This window comes from Mesorhizobium sp. G2-6-1 (assembly GCF_055809095.1).
In genome coordinates this window covers 3,172,637-3,190,490 of the sequence record NZ_CM147896.1, presented here as the reverse complement: position 1 = coordinate 3,190,490, position 17,854 = coordinate 3,172,637, and the positions used below count along the sequence as shown (strand labels likewise).

At 57.1% G+C, this 17,854-nt stretch carries 10 protein-coding genes and 5 pseudogenes; 10 read left to right on the top strand and 5 right to left on the bottom strand.

Annotation, left to right across the window (positions count from 1 at the left end):
* The first annotated feature begins 58 nt into the window (after nt 1-58).
* The 4 genes and pseudogenes from AC0L7S_RS15300 (at nt 59) to AC0L7S_RS15285 (ending at nt 4,685) form a co-directional block, all read left to right on the top strand.
* Entirely contained in the window at nt 59-1,249 is a 1,191-nt protein-coding gene (locus AC0L7S_RS15300; RefSeq protein WP_473471803.1) for a beta-ketoacyl-ACP synthase, read from the top strand.
* 12 nt (nt 1,250-1,261) lie between these two features.
* The gene (locus AC0L7S_RS15295; RefSeq protein WP_473471802.1) at nt 1,262-2,533 is read left to right on the top strand and encodes a beta-ketoacyl-ACP synthase; all 1,272 of its coding nucleotides are present in this window, start codon (nt 1,262-1,264) and stop codon (nt 2,531-2,533) included.
* A 137-nt stretch (nt 2,534-2,670) separates the two neighbouring features.
* A pseudogene (locus AC0L7S_RS15290) lies at nt 2,671-3,698 on the top strand (zinc-binding dehydrogenase).
* Between the two features lie 9 nt (nt 3,699-3,707).
* Nucleotides 3,708-4,685, top strand: coding sequence for a lipid A biosynthesis lauroyl acyltransferase (locus AC0L7S_RS15285; RefSeq protein WP_473471801.1), 978 nt, complete (start codon nt 3,708-3,710; stop codon nt 4,683-4,685).
* A gap of 15 nt (nt 4,686-4,700) precedes the next feature.
* On the opposite strand, the gene AC0L7S_RS15280 is transcribed toward AC0L7S_RS15285, so the two are convergent.
* From AC0L7S_RS15280 to AC0L7S_RS15265, 4 genes and pseudogenes are all read right to left on the bottom strand, one after another.
* Nucleotides 4,701-5,624, bottom strand: a complete 924-nt coding sequence (locus AC0L7S_RS15280) for a dimethyl sulfoxide reductase anchor subunit family protein (protein ID WP_473471800.1) — start codon at nt 5,622-5,624, stop codon at nt 4,701-4,703.
* Between the two features lie 3 nt (nt 5,625-5,627).
* Nucleotides 5,628-6,391, bottom strand: a pseudogene (locus AC0L7S_RS15275) (4Fe-4S dicluster domain-containing protein).
* A gap of 4 nt (nt 6,392-6,395) precedes the next feature.
* A pseudogene (locus AC0L7S_RS15270) lies at nt 6,396-9,236 on the bottom strand (molybdopterin oxidoreductase family protein); the annotation flags it as partial.
* A 186-nt stretch (nt 9,237-9,422) separates the two neighbouring features.
* Nucleotides 9,423-9,854, bottom strand: coding sequence for a L,D-transpeptidase (locus AC0L7S_RS15265; RefSeq protein ID WP_473471799.1), 432 nt, complete (start codon nt 9,852-9,854; stop codon nt 9,423-9,425).
* Between the two features lie 223 nt (nt 9,855-10,077).
* On the opposite strand from AC0L7S_RS15265, the gene AC0L7S_RS15260 reads away from it, so the two are divergent.
* The 5 genes and pseudogenes from AC0L7S_RS15260 (at nt 10,078) to AC0L7S_RS15240 (ending at nt 16,484) form a co-directional block, all read left to right on the top strand.
* On the top strand, nt 10,078-11,355 hold the full coding sequence (locus tag AC0L7S_RS15260) for an acetylornithine deacetylase/succinyl-diaminopimelate desuccinylase family protein (protein WP_473471798.1): 1,278 nt from the start codon (nt 10,078-10,080) through the stop codon (nt 11,353-11,355).
* A 112-nt stretch (nt 11,356-11,467) separates the two neighbouring features.
* Nucleotides 11,468-12,946 (top strand): ABC transporter substrate-binding protein, encoded by a 1,479-nt coding sequence (locus AC0L7S_RS15255; protein ID WP_473471797.1) that lies wholly within the window; start codon nt 11,468-11,470, stop codon nt 12,944-12,946.
* 104 nt (nt 12,947-13,050) lie between these two features.
* A complete protein-coding gene (locus AC0L7S_RS15250) occupies nt 13,051-13,998 on the top strand; it encodes an ABC transporter permease (protein WP_473471796.1) in 948 nt (315 codons plus the stop codon).
* Entirely contained in the window at nt 13,995-14,864 is an 870-nt protein-coding gene (locus AC0L7S_RS15245; protein WP_473471795.1) for an ABC transporter permease, read from the top strand. The genes AC0L7S_RS15250 and AC0L7S_RS15245 overlap by 4 nt, the downstream gene beginning before the upstream one ends.
* Nucleotides 14,861-16,484, top strand: a pseudogene (locus AC0L7S_RS15240) (ABC transporter ATP-binding protein). The gene AC0L7S_RS15245 and the pseudogene AC0L7S_RS15240 overlap by 4 nt, the downstream one beginning before the upstream one ends.
* A 16-nt stretch (nt 16,485-16,500) precedes the next feature.
* Here AC0L7S_RS15240 and AC0L7S_RS15235 read toward each other — a convergent pair.
* Nucleotides 16,501-16,932, bottom strand: a complete 432-nt coding sequence (locus tag AC0L7S_RS15235; RefSeq protein WP_473471794.1) for a TerB family tellurite resistance protein — start codon at nt 16,930-16,932, stop codon at nt 16,501-16,503.
* A 125-nt stretch (nt 16,933-17,057) separates the two neighbouring features.
* Between AC0L7S_RS15235 and AC0L7S_RS15230 the strand changes: the two are divergent.
* Nucleotides 17,058-17,844: pseudogene (locus AC0L7S_RS15230) on the top strand (TSUP family transporter).
* The last annotated feature ends 10 nt before the right edge of the window (nt 17,845-17,854 follow it).

The window sequence follows — 17,854 nt, the reverse complement described above, 5'->3', positions numbered from 1 at the left end:
GTACACAAACACGCATGTGATCTTGACGCATCGCACCGCCTGACCGACAAAGCCGTCCATGAGCATCCATGACGTCGTCATCACCGGCATCGGCCTTGTCTCCTCGCTTGGAGAAGGGCCAGAGGCACATTGGCAGAAACTGACCGCAACGGGGTCGAGGCCAAACCTCGATGACGAACGCTTTGCGCCATATACGGTCCACCCGCTTCCCGAAATCGACTGGAACCTGCAAATTCCCAAGCGGGGCGACCTGCGCCAGATGGAAACATGGCAGCGCCTTGGCACCTATGCCGCCGGCCTTGCGCTCGACGATGCCGGCATCAAGGGCGATGAAGACTTGTGCGCATCCATGGATATGGTTGTCGCCGCAGGCGGTGGCGAACGCGACGTCGCGGTTGATTCAGACATTCTCGCAGCATCCGAACAGCGCAGCGACCGTGAAGTTCTGTTGAATGAAAAGCTGACGACCGAACTCAGGCCAACGCTTTTTCTGGCTCAGCTTTCAAATCTGCTCGCGGGCAACATTTCCATCGTCCACAAGGTCACCGGCTCATCGCGCACGTTCATGGGAGAAGAAGGTGCGGGCGTGGCAGCCGTTGAAACCGCAGCCGCGCGCATCCGCTCCGGGCAATCCACGCATATGTTGGTCGGCGGCGCATTCCAGACAGAACATCCCGACATGCTGCTCGGTTATGAGCTTGCCGGATATTTGCATCGCGGCGCATGGAAACCCGTCTGGCAACGTCAAGGCGCAAAAGGTGGCGGTGTTGTCTCCGGCTCCGGTGGTGCATTCCTTGTTCTGGAGCAACGCGCTCATGCCGAACGCCGTGGCCGCAAAGCCTATGCGATCCTGGGACCGGTCGTGTCGGCAAGAGCACGCCGCCCCCGTGGTGAGTTGGCAACTGCAATTGAGACGCTGCTTGAAGCGGCAAATCTTCCCGATACGCAACTCATGGCAATTTCCGGTGCATCCGGCAGCCATACCGCCACAAGCACCGAAAAAGCAGCGATCGATGCACGCTCGAACATTTTTGCGCGCGGGTTCTCGACCATGACCGGTCACATGAAGGAAGCACAGTTTCCCTTCGCCGTCGCGCTGGCAGCACTCGCCGTGCATCACAAGGCAGCGTATCCCGTTTTCGATGATGCCACCGAGCGGCAGTTGGATGGTCTTGTAACCGCCGCACTGGCAACTTCGATTGGCTATCACCATTTTGAAGGCATGGCGCTGGTCGGCGCTGCCAAATAGGGCTGCAAGAGCATGGCCAATATGAAAGATCATCTGGGCAGACCCGTTGTTGCCGTCACCGGCATTGGCGTCGTCACCTCGCTTGGCGTCGGCAAGGCCGACAACTGGGCGGCTCTCACGGCTGGAAAGTCCGGCATCCACCCGATCTCTCGGTTCCCCGTCGATCATCTCAACACGCGCATTTCGGGTATGGTCGATTTCCTGCCATCAAGTTCAAAAGGCGCAAGCGCACTGACCTATGAACTGGCGGAAACGGCCGCACTGGAAGCGGTCGCGGAAGCTGGCATCAACCCCGAAGATTTCTCAGGGCCATTGTTCCTGGCTTCCCCACCGGTTGAACTTGACTGGCGTGACCGCTTTGCGCTTTACAATAGCGGCAACGACAAGAACGCGCCCGAGCGTCTTCTTGAAATGGCGCGGGGCCTGAATTCATCCGAAATGTTCGACAGTTCGCAGTTCGGCCACATCGCTGACAAGCTTGCCGACCGCTTCGGCACCACCGGCCTGCCGATCACGCTCTCAACCGCCTGTGCCTCTGGCGCCACCGCCATCCAGCTTGGCGTCGAGGCAATCCGGCGTGGCGAATGCGAGCGTGCTCTATCCATCGGGGCTGACGGTTCGGCCACTGCGGAGGCGCTGATTCGTTTTTCTCTGCTGTCGGCACTTTCGACCAATAATGATGCACCTGAACGGGCATCAAAACCTTTCTCGAAAGATCGCGAAGGCTTCGTACTGGCGGAAGGTTCGGCAGCACTTGTGCTGGAATCGCTGGAAAGCGCGCTGGCGCGCGGTGCTACCGTCCTCGGCATCCTGCGTGGTTGCGGAGAAAAGGCCGACGATTTCCACCGCACGCGCTCCAAGCCGGATGGTTCTCCGGCAATCGCTGCCGTGCGCGCGGCAATTGCCGATGCTGGCCTTAACGAGGACCAGATCGACTATGTCAATGCGCACGGCACCTCGACGCCGGAAAACGACAAGATGGAGCATATGTCGCTTTCAACCGTATTTGGCGAGCGCATCGGCTCCATTCCGGTATCGTCGAACAAATCCATGATCGGCCACACGCTCTCCGCAGCAGGTGCCATTGAAGCTGCGTTTTCGCTGATGACAATGCGCGAAGGCGTCATTCCGCCGACCATCAATTACGACAATCCGGACCCCGCAATCGAACTGGATGTCGTCCCCAATATCAAGCGCACAGCCAGCGTCAGCACCGTCCTTTCCAACTCTTTTGGCTTCGGCGGCCAGAACACTTGCCTTGTCATGGCGCGGGAACCGGTCTAATCGACCTTTCAAATCGGAGCGGCAAGCGCCATCAAGGCGTGCAATGATCGCTCCTGAATTATTGTTTTGCGCATGTTCTTTCCCGGACACTCATTTGCTTTTCCGGGTCATGCGCCATCAGGGAACCAACACGCCCCATGCGCGCATTGCAGCTAATCGAGGACAGGCATCTCGAAGTCGTTGATCTCGCCCCCCGCCTCCACCTGCACAAGGCGAAGTGAGATTGCGCATCAAGGCGGTGGCGCTCAACCACATCGACGTATGGGGTTGGCGCGGCATGGCATTCGCCAAGCGCAAATTGCCCCTTACCATCGGTGCTGAAGCATCCGGCGAGGTTGAAGCCGTTGGTCCGGGCGTATCGAACCTCTTGCCCGGCCAGCTTGTGTCCATTTATGGCGCGCGCACCTGCGGCATCTGCCGCCCTTGCCGCGAAGGTCGCGACAATCTGTGCGAGCATGTTTCCGGCGTGCATGGTTTTCATCTTGACGGATTTGCCCAGGAAGAGATCAACCTGCCCGCCCGTTTGCTGGTCCCTGCCCCACCCGGCGTCGATGCGATTGGCGCAGCCGTGGCACCCGTCACCTTTGGCACCGTCGAACACATGCTCTTCGACAATGCCAAACTCCAGCCCGGTGAATCGATCCTTGTTCATGCGGGCGGCTCCGGCATCGGTTCCGCCGCAATCCAGTTGGCGAAGAAGATGGGCTGCACCATCATCACAACGGTTGGTTCAAACGACAAGATCGAGAAAGCCAAGGCGCTTGGCGCAGATCACGTCATCAACTACCGCGACGACCGCTTTGAAGGGGTCGTGCGCAAGCTCACCAAAAAGAAGGGCGTGGATGTGGTGTTCGAGCATGTCGGGGCCGATACCTTCGCAGGCTCGATGCTCTGCATGAAACGTGGCGGACGTCTTGTCACTTGCGGCTCCACCTCTGGCGTCTCGACGCAGGTGAATTTGATGCAATTGTTCCAGCAGCAATTGAAATTGCTCGGGTCTTTCGGTTGCCGTATGGAAAATATGGCAAACGCCATGCAGAAAATGGCGGCAGGGCTTGTACATCCCGTCATCGACACCGAGGTCGATTTTGCCGGCATCGACACCGCCCTGAAGCGCATGGAAGACCGCAACGTATTCGGCAAGATCATCCTGCGCGTCGGCTGAGGCATAGTTTTGACGACGCCTTCACTTAGCTCGCTCAAACGGAGCTTGAAGTTCGGTTTCGGGCGTCGTGTGCGCCAGGTCAATCATTGGCTGGTCGCCCGTCTGGCAATGGCGGTGATCTCGGTTCTACGCCTTTTGCCGCCAGATCGCGCTCTCAATTTCGCGGATAAGGCTGCACGGCGCATCGGCCCGCTTGTCAGCCGCCATCGCGTCGCACTTGCCAATTTGCGCAGGGCCTACCCGGATATGAGTGAGTCCGAGATATCCGCAATAGCCCTCGACATGTGGGGCAACATGGCCCGCTTGGCCGCGGAATATATCTTCCTCGACCAACTCTTCGACTTCGACCCGGAAGCAACCACGCCGGGCCGCGTTGAAGTCAATGGCATAGATCACTTCATGCACATAGCAAGTGAAGAAAAGCCGCATATTCTCTTCACCGGCCATCTGGGTAATTTTGAACTCCTGCCTGTTGCAGCAGCAACATTCGGCATGAACATCACAGCGTTGTTTCGGCCACCCAACAATCCTTATCTGGCCAATTACATTCAAAAGATGCGTCGTTCCACCATGGGCGAATTGATGCCCTCATCGACGGGAGCTTCGTTTGCATTGGCCGCAATTCTCGAAAAAGGCGGCAATATTGGCGTCCTTGTCGACCAGAAATTCAGAAGCGGCCTTGAAACCATGTTCTTTGGTCACATTTGCCAAAGCAACCCGATGCTAGGCATGCTGGCGCGCCACTATGATTGCGATGTTTATCCCGCACGGTGCGTTCGTTTGCCCGGTAACCGGTTTCGGCTGGAGATAGAAGACAAATTGACCCTGCCGCGAAACGCGAAGGGCAATATCGACGTGCAGGCCACCACCCAACTGCTCACCGATGTCGTCGAGCGTTGGGTGCGTGAAGATCCCGGTCAGTGGATGTGGTTTCACAAACGGTGGCAGATTAGTGGCCGCCGCCGCACGTTACGCGGTCAGAACTAAAACCGCCGACAAACCTTACCCACCATAATAATTCATCACGGCATGGCGTGCTTCAGCAAAGAACAGCCAGCGTTCGCAAAGCACACCGACAATGTGTGACAGCAAAGCCAGCGTGGCGATCATGGCAGCGGCCTCCATCTCTTGCCCGCTCACCAGCAATACCAGCAACAGCGCGACAGGAACGACGCATCCAAGAAGGATGGAAATCTTCCACAATTTCTCGGCGTGTTTGCGCGCGACTTTAAAGCCCATCTCCCGCGTCAGATAATTCTCCGTCATATGCGGCCGTTCTAGCAGGCGCACACGCCCGATTGCCCCCAGACCGGTAGAGCTTTCAATCGTCGAAATTGGTGCAGATTGCTGCATGTTTCGGCGCCAGTACAGTTTCGCGCACCATGCGCCGATCAGAAACAGCACCGCCAGCATTGACAACACGAGTGTGCTGCCTCCCCCTGAAAATCCGACAAGACTGGCAAATGCAAACCCACCAGCCGCAGCGATCAGCAGATAGCAAAGCGGCGTCAACGGGGTATGCCAAGCTTGAACCGACTTGAGCGAAGCATAGATCATAGCGGTGCAGTAGATTGTGCCAACGCTGAAAACCGTACCGGTCAAGCCCACAAGCGCAACGTAGCGGCTTTCGAACACGCAAAGCCATGCCGACCATAAAAGCGGCACGAACGTAATGAGCGCCATTACCCCTTCACGCGACAGCCAACTCGAACGCCACTGCGACACCGCCCGCCACGCCCTCTGGGGATTGCCCAGATGCAGCGTGGACGACAACAGGCCCCCCGAAATCAGCGCAAGGGCAAGGATGTGAGCAATCTTGGTCGCAAGCGCTGCTGGATCGAGCAGACCCAATCCCAATATGGCTGCCAAACCGTAGCCAAGGCCGGAAAGCGTGGTGAATATGATGATTGAGAGAGCTGGATGCATGGGTCAGATACGGTCCAGCATGTTATCAAGCCAGGCTAATAGCCCGGTCGCGCCATCTGTCTTTTCAACAGGCATTGCTTGCGCACTTGCAGCTAACGGCTTTCGTTCGCGTGGAGGAAGGTATTTGTTCACTGGCCCGGTTCCCTGCTCCGGCATGAGATCGATGCCACCGCGTTCTGCAACCATCACCGAAACGGCAGAGTTTGGGTCAGCAAAGTCACCAAAATGTCGTGCATTGGTGGGACAGGTCCGCACACATGCCGGTTGGCGATCAGCCTCTTCCATCGTCTCGTTATAAATACGGTCAATGCAAAGCGTGCATTTCTTCATCACGCCAGCAGCGACATCCATTTCGCGGGCCCCGTAAGGACAGGACCAGGCACACAGGCCGCAGCCAATGCACATATCCTCATCGACCAGCACGATGCCATCTTCCAAGCGTTTGTAGGATGCACCCGTCGGGCAAACCGTGACACACGGCGCATCATCGCAATGCAGGCAGGATTTGGGAAAATGCACGATACGCGCATCACCTGCTTCGCCAACCACTTCCCCGCCATCGGGCACAATTTCAAACGTATGAACCCGGTTCAGCCACGCACCGGAGACATCGGCCCCATAGGGGTCTTGGTCGGACAGCGCCGCACCATATCCGCCCGTATTCCATTCCTTGCAATTCACCACGCAGGCGTGACAGCCGACACAGACATCAAGGTCGATCACCAGACCGAGCTTTTCGGTGTCGGCAAAGATGGTAGCGAAGTCATTTCCCCACTCCTGACCATAGCGAAGTTCAACCGGATGCGGCTCAGCCCCGCCGGGTTCGGCCATCGCCGCAAACTGCGGCTCGCTTATCACCGCCGGTTCAGCTTTTTCGATACGCACCCGGAGGTCGTACCACGCGGCCTGCCCCGTCACCGGATCTGAATTGGACCAGCGCAACCCATCCCCCTTCGGCGGTAGAAGTTCATGGATCAAGTGGTTCATTAAAAAGCCTTTTTTGGCTTCAGGCGCATTCTTGTCGAGGCCCCACGTACCCGCCCGCTTGCCTATGGCATTCCAGGTCCAAAGCGTTGTCCTATTGACGGCTTCGGTGCGTGCAATCTCCACTTTGATGCGACTATAGTGGGAAATCACCCATGCCCAATCGCCATCGACAAGGCCAAGTTCGTCGCAGATCGGGCCCGGCACATAGAGCGGGTTTGTCGTGTGGATTTGCCTCAGCCACGCATTCATCGAACCCCATGAATGGTACATCGCAGCCGGACGCTGGGTGATGGCGTGCAAGGGATATTCATCGCGGTCAACCAGCGCCTCCCCGAGTGGGCGATACCAATCCGGCAAGGGATCGAACGCGTCGAGAATGCGCTGACGATGCGTCTCAGGCGCAAAAGGTTCACGCAAACCTTGCGCAGAAAGCCGAAATTTCTGCAAAGTTTCCTGATAAAGTTGGAAAATAACGGGCTTTTGCGTGTCAAAAAATCCCATTTTGACGCCAAAATCCTGATATTCTTGGTTCGCATGCTTGAAAAATTGCGCTTCCATCGGGATATGCGTGGAAAAAAACGAGCCGTTTTCAATGTAGCGTTTGAGTTGATCGCGGTTGGCCGCACCCCGCCCCACCTTGTCGCCATTGCTCCCGCGAAAGCCCGCCAAGGGGCCAATTCCCGGCCGACGTTCATGGCTCACAATATAGTCTTCATAGTCTTTGTAGATTGCCTTGCCGCGACTATCGACAAAGCCGGGCAGACCAAGCCGCGCCCCAAGGTCGATGAGGACGCTCTGGAATGAGCGCACATCGCGATCAGGTTCCAAAACCGGCCAGCGGATAGCGTCCTGAACCGCATCAGGTTCTGAAATCGGGCGGTCGAGCAGCGAAATGCAGTCGTAGCGCTCGAGATAGGTAGTGTCGGGCAGCACAAGATCGGCATAACCCACCATTTCCGAAGAATAGGCATCTGAATAGATAATTTTTGGAATACGATATTCCCCGGTCGCTTCATCCTTGTCTTCCAGCATCTTGATGACGCCAGCGGTATTCATCGACGAATTCCACGCCATATTGGCCATATAAAGAAACAGCACATCGACCGGATATGGATCGCCCGCATGAGCGTTTGCGATGACCATGTGCATCATGCCATGCGCGGCCAGCGGCGCATCCCATGAAAACGCCTTGTCGAGCCGCGTGGCCTTGCCGTCGGCATCGATCAAAAGGTCTTCCGGTCCACGCGGAAAGCCAAGATGCGGCCCCGCCAGCGGCTTGTTGGAGCCGAAATGCTCAGCCCGTCCATGAGGCGTCGGATGCGCTTCGATCGGTTTGGGATATGGCGGCTCGAACCGAAAGCCGCCGGGGCAGTCAACGGCACCGATCAGAACCTGCAACATATGCAGCGCGCGTGTCGTCTGGAAACCGTTGGAATGGGCAGACAGGCCGCGCATGGCGTGGAAAGAAACCGGACGGCCTACAAAGGATTGATGGCGCTCGCCGTGGATATCCGTCCACGGCTGGTCGATGCTGATCGCCTCATCAAAGGCGACGCGGGCGATCTCCGTTGCAAGGCCGCGAATGGTCTGCGCCGAAACACCGGTTTCCTCAGAAACGGCTTCCGGGGCATATCGTTCATCCGAGTATTTTTCGGCAAGCAGTTGAAACGATGGCACTGCAAAACGTCCATCATCAAGCTGAACGCGGCCCGACAGCGCTGCCCTTGCCCCCTTTGTTCCAAACGCAACGACCCGTTCGGTCACGGTCTCATGGACAAGTGTCTTGCCCTCAGCGTCGCGCGCGAATAGCCCGTGATCTACTGTTCCGGGTGCATCGATCACCAGCCATGTCGCATTCGAGTAGCGAACCAGATAATCAACGTCGATCTTACGAGCTTTGAGCAATTCATGGACGACCGAAAGGATCAACAAGCCATCCGTCCCCGGACGGATACCTATCCAGTTGTCGGCAACCGCCGAGTATCCGGTCCGCACCGGGTTGACCGAAACAAAGCGTGCGCCGTTCTTCTTGAGTTTGGAAATGCCCATCTTGATCGGGTTGGAATCATGATCCTCGGCAACGCCGAACATCACGAAAAGCTTGGTACGGTCCCAATCCGGCGCTCCGAATTCCCAAAAGGCACCGCCAATAGTCATGATCCCGGCAGCAGCCATATTGACCGAACAGAAACCGCCATGGGCAGCATAATTGGGGGTGCCGTATTGTTGTGCCCAAAAGCCGGTCAGTGATTGCGATTGATCCCTTCCAGTGAAAAAAGCGAGTTTCTTGGGATCGTCTTTGCGAATATTGCCCATCCACTCAGTCGCAAGCGACAAAGCTTCCTCCCAGGAAATCTCCTTGAACTCGCCAGACCCACGGGGACCTGTGCGCAACAGCGGCGCACGAAGCCGCGCCGGCGCATAGTGCTGCATGATACCGGCAGAGCCTTTGCCACACAAAACGCCCTTGTTGACCGGGTGATCGCGGTTGCCTTCAATATAGCGGATCTTGCCGTCCTTGATGTGAACATTGATGCCGCACCGGCATGCACACATGTAACATGTTGTTTTGCGAACCTCGTCGGCAACCGGCTCGGACAAAACCACCCGTGGCTTCAGACTCATTGGCAATAATGCTCCCTAAGGGCGAAGCCTATCGGGAAATAAAAGAAAAGAAATGCCTTAAAGCGGCATTTTCAAAGGAATTTCCACTTGGTCCATCGAAACCGGGAGCATAAGCGACCAGTGCCTTCAAAAGGCTGCCCATGGGCGCAGCCCTTTGGTCGAGTAAGCCGAAGTCTGGAAATAACTCTAATTCGTAACGATAATTCTTGTGTTGCCCATTCCGACTTCACGCACCATCGAATAGAACTTCGCAGCGTTTGCCGTTTTCAGGCGGACACAGCCATGCGAGGCTGGCCGTCCCAAGTTTCTGACCGCACCGGTGCCATGGATTGCGTAACCGCCATAGTAAAACACCGAATAGGGCATCGGCGACATATCGTATTTTCGCGAATACCACATCTTGTGCAGGCGCTTGGGCCGCCATGTTCCACGCGGGGTGACATATCCCCTGCGCGCCGTTGACACGCGCCAGGTGTAAACAACCCGGCCATGCTTTTTGACAGTCATCGTCTGTTTTGAAATGTCGACGCGAGCTTCTAGCTTCGCGGCCCAGCCCGGAGCAGCCCAGCCAAATAGAATTATTGCGAATAGCGCAGCAGTGAATCCTGCTTTTTTCATGAGACTACCCCCTGATGCGTTAGCCAAGCCTGAAATTGGCAATGTATTCACTGAATACTAATGGCGTTCAATTGACGTTACCAGATGTATATTGAGCGAATCCTGACAAAATTACTGAAAATTTGAAACAGATTGTGCCAAAATGGCGCATCGGTCACTCGCAACAACAACGGCGACACAAAGGAGCTTGCAAAGCGAGGTCGTTCTTTGTTCAACTTCGTACATGAATGAGCAACTCTTGAATGCAGTCGAAAAGCAGCGTGACGACCTCGTCGCGCTGACCGCCGACCTGATCCGTTTCCCGACGATCAATCCGCCGGGTGAAGCGTACGGCCCCTGTGCGCAGTACATTGCCGAATATTTGAAAAAACGCGGTTTTGAGACGGAATTTATCCGCGCCGAAGGCACACCGGGCGACACGGATCGCTATCCGCGCATCAATGTCGTGGCTCGCTTCGATGGGCGCGCGCCGGGGCCTTGCGTTCATTTCAACTCGCATATCGACGTGGTCGAAGCAGGCGATGGCTGGACCGTTGACCCGTTTGCCGGTCTTGTCAGGGACGGCAGGGTCTATGGGCGCGGCGCCTGCGACATGAAAGGCGGGCTTGCCGCGTCCCTCATCGCGGTTGAAGCCTTCATGCAGGTCTATCCCGATTTTCCCGGTGCCATCGAAATATCGGGAACGGTCGATGAGGAATCGGGCGGCTTCGGCGGCGTCGCCCATCTGGCCGGCCTTGGCTATTTCTCCAAACCCAAGGTCGATCACGTCATCATTCCAGAACCTTTGAACAAGGACCGCATTTGTCTTGGCCATCGCGGCGTCTGGTGGGCCGAAATCGAAACCAGGGGCGAAATCGCACATGGCTCCATGCCATTTCTTGGCGACAATGCGGTTCGCCACATGGGCGCGGTATTGCAGGCCTTCGAAAACGAGTTGTTTCCCGCTCTCGATCGCAAGTCGACGCGTATGCCGGTTGTGCCTGAGGGTGCGCGCCGCTCCACCATGAACATCAATTCCATTCACGGAGGCCAGACAGAGGACTTCCGCCCCGGCCTGCCCTCACCCAACGTGCCCGATTCCTGCCGCCTGACGATAGATCGCCGCTTTCTGCTCGAAGAAGAAATCGGTGCCGTCAAAAGCGAGGTGACGTCGATCCTTGAACGCCTGACGCGTGATCGTCCCAAATTCCGTTACGAAATTCGCGATATGATGGAAGTGCAGCCGCTGATGACGGAGCGCGACGCACCAGTTGTCAAAGCTGTGGCGCAAGGCATCATGGAGGTTTTCGACCGCGAACCGGACTATGTGATTTCACCGGGAACTTATGACCAGAAACACATTGCCCGCCTTGGCCATATCTATGATTGCATTGCCTATGGGCCGGGTATTCTCGACCTTGCCCACCGGCCCGACGAATGGGTCGGCATAGATGATATGGTCGATGCTGCAAAAGTTATGGCGATTGGTTTGAACGTGCTGCTGCGCGGTGGTGCGCACTGACATGCCAGCGCAATAATCGCACGCAAAGCTCAATATCGATGCGAAACATGATTTACACTATCGCCAAACCACGCTTTGTTTCATCCTTGCCGGGAACTTCGGGAGTCGACCCATGAGAATTTGGAAAGCCATTCTTGTCGCCAGCGCGCTGGCGTTGAGCAGCGCGACCGCTGCCTACGCAGCGCGCACCGATCTGGTTCTTGCCATACCGCTCGAACCCCCGCATCTGGACCCGACGGCGGGCGCTGCCGCTGCAATCGACGAAGTTCTCTACGCCAATGTGTTCGAGGGCCTGACCCGCATCGGCCCGAATGGCGAGGTGCTGCCGGATCTGGCTGAAAGCTGGACCATTTCCGACGATGGCAAGATCTACACTTTTAAGCTGCACACCGGCGTCAAATTTCATGACGGCACGGATTTCAACGCAGATGACGTGAAATTCTCGCTTGACCGGGCGCGTGCGGAAAACTCGGTCAATGCACAAAAGGGCCTTTTCGCGGATATCGACACCGTTGATGTCATCGATCCGGCAACCGTGAAGGTGACATTGAAAAACCCGCAAGGCTCTTTCCTCTACAATATGGGCTGGGGCGATGCGGTGATGGTGGCGCCGGAATCGGCGGACACAAACAAGGAAAAGCCGATTGGCACCGGCCCGTTCAAATTCGAAAGCTGGGCCAAGGGCTCCGCGATCAGACTGGTGAAGTCAGAAAATTATTGGGGCGATCCGGTTTTCCTCGACAAGGCCGAGTTCCGCATCGTACCCGATGCCGCCGCCGCAGTTCCAGCGTTGCTGTCAGGCGATGTGCAGGCATTTCCCTTCTTCCAGCCGGACGGTGTTGCACAGATCGAAGGCGACCCACGCTTCAAGATCGTGGTCGGCTCGACCGAGGGCGAAACGCTTTTATCCATCAACAACAAGAAGCCGCCGTTCGACCAGTTGAAGGTAAGGCAGGCAATATCCTACGCGCTTGACCGCAAGGCGATCATCGACGGCGCATCAGCTGGATTTGGCACGCCGATCGGCTCTCACCAGTCCCCGGCCAGCAAGGCATATGTGGACCTGACAGGCGTCTACCCGCACGATGTGGCAAAAGCCAAGGAACTCCTTAAGGAAGCGGGCTTCGCAGACGGCTTCAAGGCAACGTTGAAACTGCCGCCACCTTCCTACGCCCGGCTGGGTGGTGAAATCATTGCCTCGCAATTGCGCGAAATCGGCATCAACCTCGAAATCATTCCGGTGGAATGGGCGCAATGGCTGGATCAGGTCTTCACCAAGAAGGATTACGACCTGACCATTGTCTCCCACACCGAGCCAAACGACATCAATATCTATGCGCGCAAGGATTATTACTTCAATTACGACAACCCCGCCTTCGACAAGGTAATCGCGGAACTGAACGTTACGGCCGACGAACCCAGGCGCAACGAATTGCTCGGGCAGGCACAAAAAATCCTGACGGATGACGCAGTGGTCGGCTTTTTGTACGAGCTGCCAAAGGTAGGCGTATGGGACGCCAAGCTGGAGGGGCTTTGGAAAAATGCGCCGATCCAGGCCAACGATCTGACCAAGGTGAAGTGGACAGACTGAACTGCAAAACGGGTCTGCCAACGTGAATAGGCTGGGATACCCACTCTGGCCTGCTTGGCGCAGGGAGTGCGGTTGATGGCTGTCATGTTGGGGGCATCCGCCGGATGATTGCCTATCTCCTCAAGCGCCTGACCATTGCAGCCGCCACACTGGTTCTGGCGTCGCTGGTGGTTTTCGCGGTGCTGGAAATTATCCCCGGCGATCCCGCACGCTTGATGCTGGGCATGAACGCAAGCGCAATGCAAGTTGAGCAACTGCGTGATCAGATGGGCCTGAATGCCCCGCTGATCCTGCGCTATCTCGATTGGGCGGGCGGGCTTCTATCCCTGGATTTCGGGCGTTCCTATACCTATTCCGTACCGGTCATTGATCTTGTTGGCGAACGCCTCGCCGTGTCGCTGCCGCTGGCATTGATCGCGTTGGCGCTATCCACCGCCATTGCCATTCCAGTCGGGCTCTACGCGGCAAGCAGGCGCGGGCGCAGCGGCGATGCCATTTCGATGGGTGCCGCACAATTGGGCGTCGCAGTTCCCAATTTCTGGTTCGCCCTACTGCTGATTTATCTTTTCGCCGTCTGGCTGCGCTGGGTTCCCGCAGGTGGATTTCCCGGCTGGAATGGCGGCGCATTATCTGCGCTGAAAGCACTCATGCTGCCAGCCATCGCGCTCGCATTGCCGCAAGCGGCAATTCTTGCCCGCGTAACGCGCTCAGCATTGATAGAAGTTTTGAACGAAGACTATATCCGAACCGCGCGCGCCAAGGGGATGCCATATCGCGCCGTGTTGTGGCGTCATGCATTGCGCAACGCGATGATCCCCGTCGTCACCATCATGGGATTGCAGTTCGCATTCCTGCTTGCCGGCACGATCATTATCGAAAACGTGTTTTATCTGCCGGGGCTTGGCAGGCTATTGTTCCAGGCGATCACCCAGCGCGACCTGATCGTGGTCGAAAGCGTTGTCATGCTGCTGGTCGCAACCGTGATTACCGTCAACCTTCTCGTTGATCTGACCTATGCCATTGTCGATCCACGCCTGAGGCACAGGCAATGACCGTGCAAAGCACAACGCCAGATGAAGGCTTCGCGAAGCTGGCGGCCAAAGCATTGCGCAATCGCTCATTTCTGACCGGTCTTCTCATCACGCTGATTGTCGCCCTCGTGGCACTCGTTTCGTTCATGTGGACGCCATATGACGTGACGAAATTGATTATACCCGACAGGACGCAAGCCCCCTCCTTGATCCACTGGTTCGGGACCGATCATTTCGGCCGCGATATCCTGTCGATGATCATGGTCGGTGCGCGCAACTCCATTGCGGTCGCTCTCATTGCGGTCGGCATTGGCATGGGCATCGGTGTTCCGCTCGGGCTGTTCGCGGCCGCTCGTGGCGGCCTTCTCGACGAAGCCTTGATGCGGCTGAACGATCTCGTTTTCGCATTCCCCGCTCTGCTTTCTGCGATCATGATTACCGCGATTTTCGGCCCCGGCGCGGTCAATGCAATCATCGCCATCGGCATTTTCAACATACCGGTATTCGCCCGTGTCGCCCGCGCCAGTGCGTTGTCGATCTGGCCACGCGAATACATTCTTGCAGCGCGCGCCTCAGGCAAAGGCAAGGGCCAGATTACCGCTGAACACATCCTGCCAAACATTGCCAACCAGCTTTTGGTGCAAGGCACGATACAGTTCGCACTTGGCATTCTGGCCGAGGCGGGCTTGTCCTATCTGGGACTGGGTGCGCAACCGCCCATGCCAAGTTGGGGCCGCATGCTCTTCGAGGCCCAGACGCGCATGACGATAGCCCCGTGGATGGCAATATTTCCCGGCATGGCGATCGTCATCACCGTCCTCGGGCTCAATCTTCTTGGAGACGGCATTGCCGATATCCTTGATCCGAAATCGAGGCGGCGGCGATGAGCCTTCTCGAGATCGAAAACCTCTCGCTGACAATCGGTGAAGCCTCGATCCTCAATGGCGTCGAAATTGACGTAAAGCAGGGCGAAGTTACGGCTCTGGTGGGCGAGATCCGGCTCGGGAAAATCGATCACCGCGCTCGCCGTGATGCAATTGCTTCCCTATGCAGCGCGTGCCACAGGGCGCATCACCTTCGACGGTATAGACATACTTTCAGCCACCGAAGACCAGATGTGTGCGCTACGCGGTGACGATATCGGCATGGTTTTTCAAGAGCCGATGACGGCGCTCAATCCCGTCAAGACAATCGGAGAGCAGGTCGCCGAAGGCATTCGCTGGCACACAAGAGCCAGCCGCGCGCAAGCCGAAGAGCGTGCCATTGCCATCCTTGATCGTGTTGGCCTCCCCGCGCTGGATTTTCCGCTGTCGCGTTATCCCCACGAATTGTCCGGCGGGCAACGCCAGCGCGTCGTTATCGCAATCGCCTGCGCGCTAAAGCCGAAACTGCTGATCGCCGACGAACCGACCACCGCGCTCGACGTCGTGCTGCAAGCCCAGGTCCTCGATCTTTTGCGCGAACTGGCCGCCGAAGAAAATATGGGCCTTCTGTTGATCTCCCATGACCTTGCCGTCGTCGCCGAAATGGCGGAGCGCATCACTATTTTACGGCAGGGCGAAGTCACGGAATCCGGCAACACCGCCCAGGTTTTGTCCAACCAGACACATCCCTATACGCGCCAACTCGCCCAGGCTTCCATGCATGTGCCGGCGCGTGCCAGGTTTACCAACGTGGCGACGACCGCCCCCTTGCTTGAGACGAGAGGCATCACGCGCGATTATCAGGGACGGCGCACCACGTTTTTCCGCCGCGCCGCACCGACCCGTGCAGTCGACGATATATCCATGAAAATAGCCCCCGGTGGCTCTGTCGCATTGGTCGGCCGCTCTGGTTGCGGCAAGTCCACACTGGCGCGCATGGTCCTTGCGCTCGACAAACCGACTTCAGGGGAAATTCGATTTCGCGGCGACCTGATAACCGGCCGGAATGAGGCGGCGTTAAAGCCGCTTCGCCGCAACATGCAGGTCGTTTTTCAAGACCCTTACGGCTCGTTTGATCCACGCAAGAACGTTGAATGGCTGATATCCGAACCGCTCCATGTACTTGAAGAAAAGCCCACGCGCACAGAGCGCCGAGAAATGGTGACACATGCACTTCACGAGGTCGGCCTCGCATCTGCCGATATCGACAAATACCCGCATGAGTTTTCCGGTGGCCAGCGTCAACGCCTGTCGATTGCGCGCGCCATCATCACCCGGCCGAAACTGGTGATAGCCGACGAGCCGGTTTCGGCGCTCGACGTATCAATCCGCGCCCAGATCCTTGACCTGTTTGCCGAATTGAACGGCAAACTCGGCATTGCCTACCTGTTCATCACCCACGACCTGACGGTCGCCCGCGCGATAACCGATGAAGTGTTGGTCATGCATGAAGGCAGGATTGTCGAGCGCGGCAAAACGGATGAAGTGCTCAACCATCCGCAGTCCGCTCCTGCACAAGCACTTGTCGCGGCAGCACCGGATTTGCAACGCGCTATCGCACGGAAGCTGCACAAACAGGCGTAGGCAAATCTGCGGTTGTTTAATCTTGCCCCTTCACGACATCAAGCGCATTGATATCAAGAAGATCGAGGGTACGCCGCAGCAGTTTCACCTCGCTCGCCGCCAGATGTTGATCGGCCTTGGCAATGTCAGCCATGTGGCGCGCAAGTTGTCTGCGTCGCTCGATATCGAGATCGCGAAACAGCGCGATCGCCTGCGAACCGCTGGTTTCGTAGCCAATTTCGTTCAGATATTCCACGACGCTATCGATACTGGCATCTGCGATCCCGAATACCTCGCGACAGATGCGCCGAAAAGCATCCATCTCGCTTTCACTGACGGTGCCGTCGGCAAGGATCATCCGAAACAGCATCAACAACTCAGCCGAAAGCACCGGGTCGTCGGCCACTTTGCGCACTCCCGGATCGCCATCGAAGATCGAACGTATCCGCTCAAGCATAGCTACGGCCATGAACAGTCCCCCTATGAAAACACCACGCGCATAGTTAGCGTGGAAATGGCATTGCGCAATCGCCATTACCGTGATCGAACACGCAATGTGTCTTCCCTGCCTCACCTGAATATGTGCTGCACCCGATGTTCGATCTTGCCTTCCAGACCGTCGCAATCCTCGTTTTCGCAGCCTTCGCAGCCGGGTTCGTCGATTCCATCGCAGGCGGCGGCGGGCTAATCACTGTACCCGCCCTGCTTCTGGCGGGGTTCTCTCCGGTTGAAGCACTTGGCACCAACAAATTGCAGGGCCTGTTCGGCTCAGGCTCGGCAACCCTTGCCTATGCAACGAAGGGCCATGTCAGCCCACGCCGCCAATTGCCGTCCGCCTTGCTGGCTTTCTTCGGCGCAGCCATTGGCGCACTCGCCGCAACGATCGTGCCGGGCGATATATTGAGCGCCGCCCTGCCGATCGTACTCATCGCCATCGCACTGTTTTTTGCATTCAAGCCCAACATGAACGACCTCGACGGCGCAAGGCGGCTATCACCGCTCATATTCGGCTGTACATTTGTCCCAATCATTGGCTTCTATGACGGATTATTTGGACCCGGCGCTGGTTCCTTCTACATGCTCGGCTTTGTGGCACTCGCCGGCTTTGGAGTGTTAAAGGCCACTGCCCACACCAAACTTCTCAATTTCGCATCGAGATCTCGGCGGCTTCGCCATCTTTGCCATGGTCGGAGCCATAGCCTGGAAAATCGGCATCATCATGGGCATTGCGCAATTTCTGGGCGCGCGGCTGGGCGCCTCCCTCGCCATCCGCAACGGCGCAAAACTGATAAAACCGCTACTGGTCATTGTGTGCCTGGCGCTGGCCGCAAAGCTGCTGGCCGATCCCGCCAACCCCTTGCGCGCGGCAATGGGCTGGTGACTTTCGACCA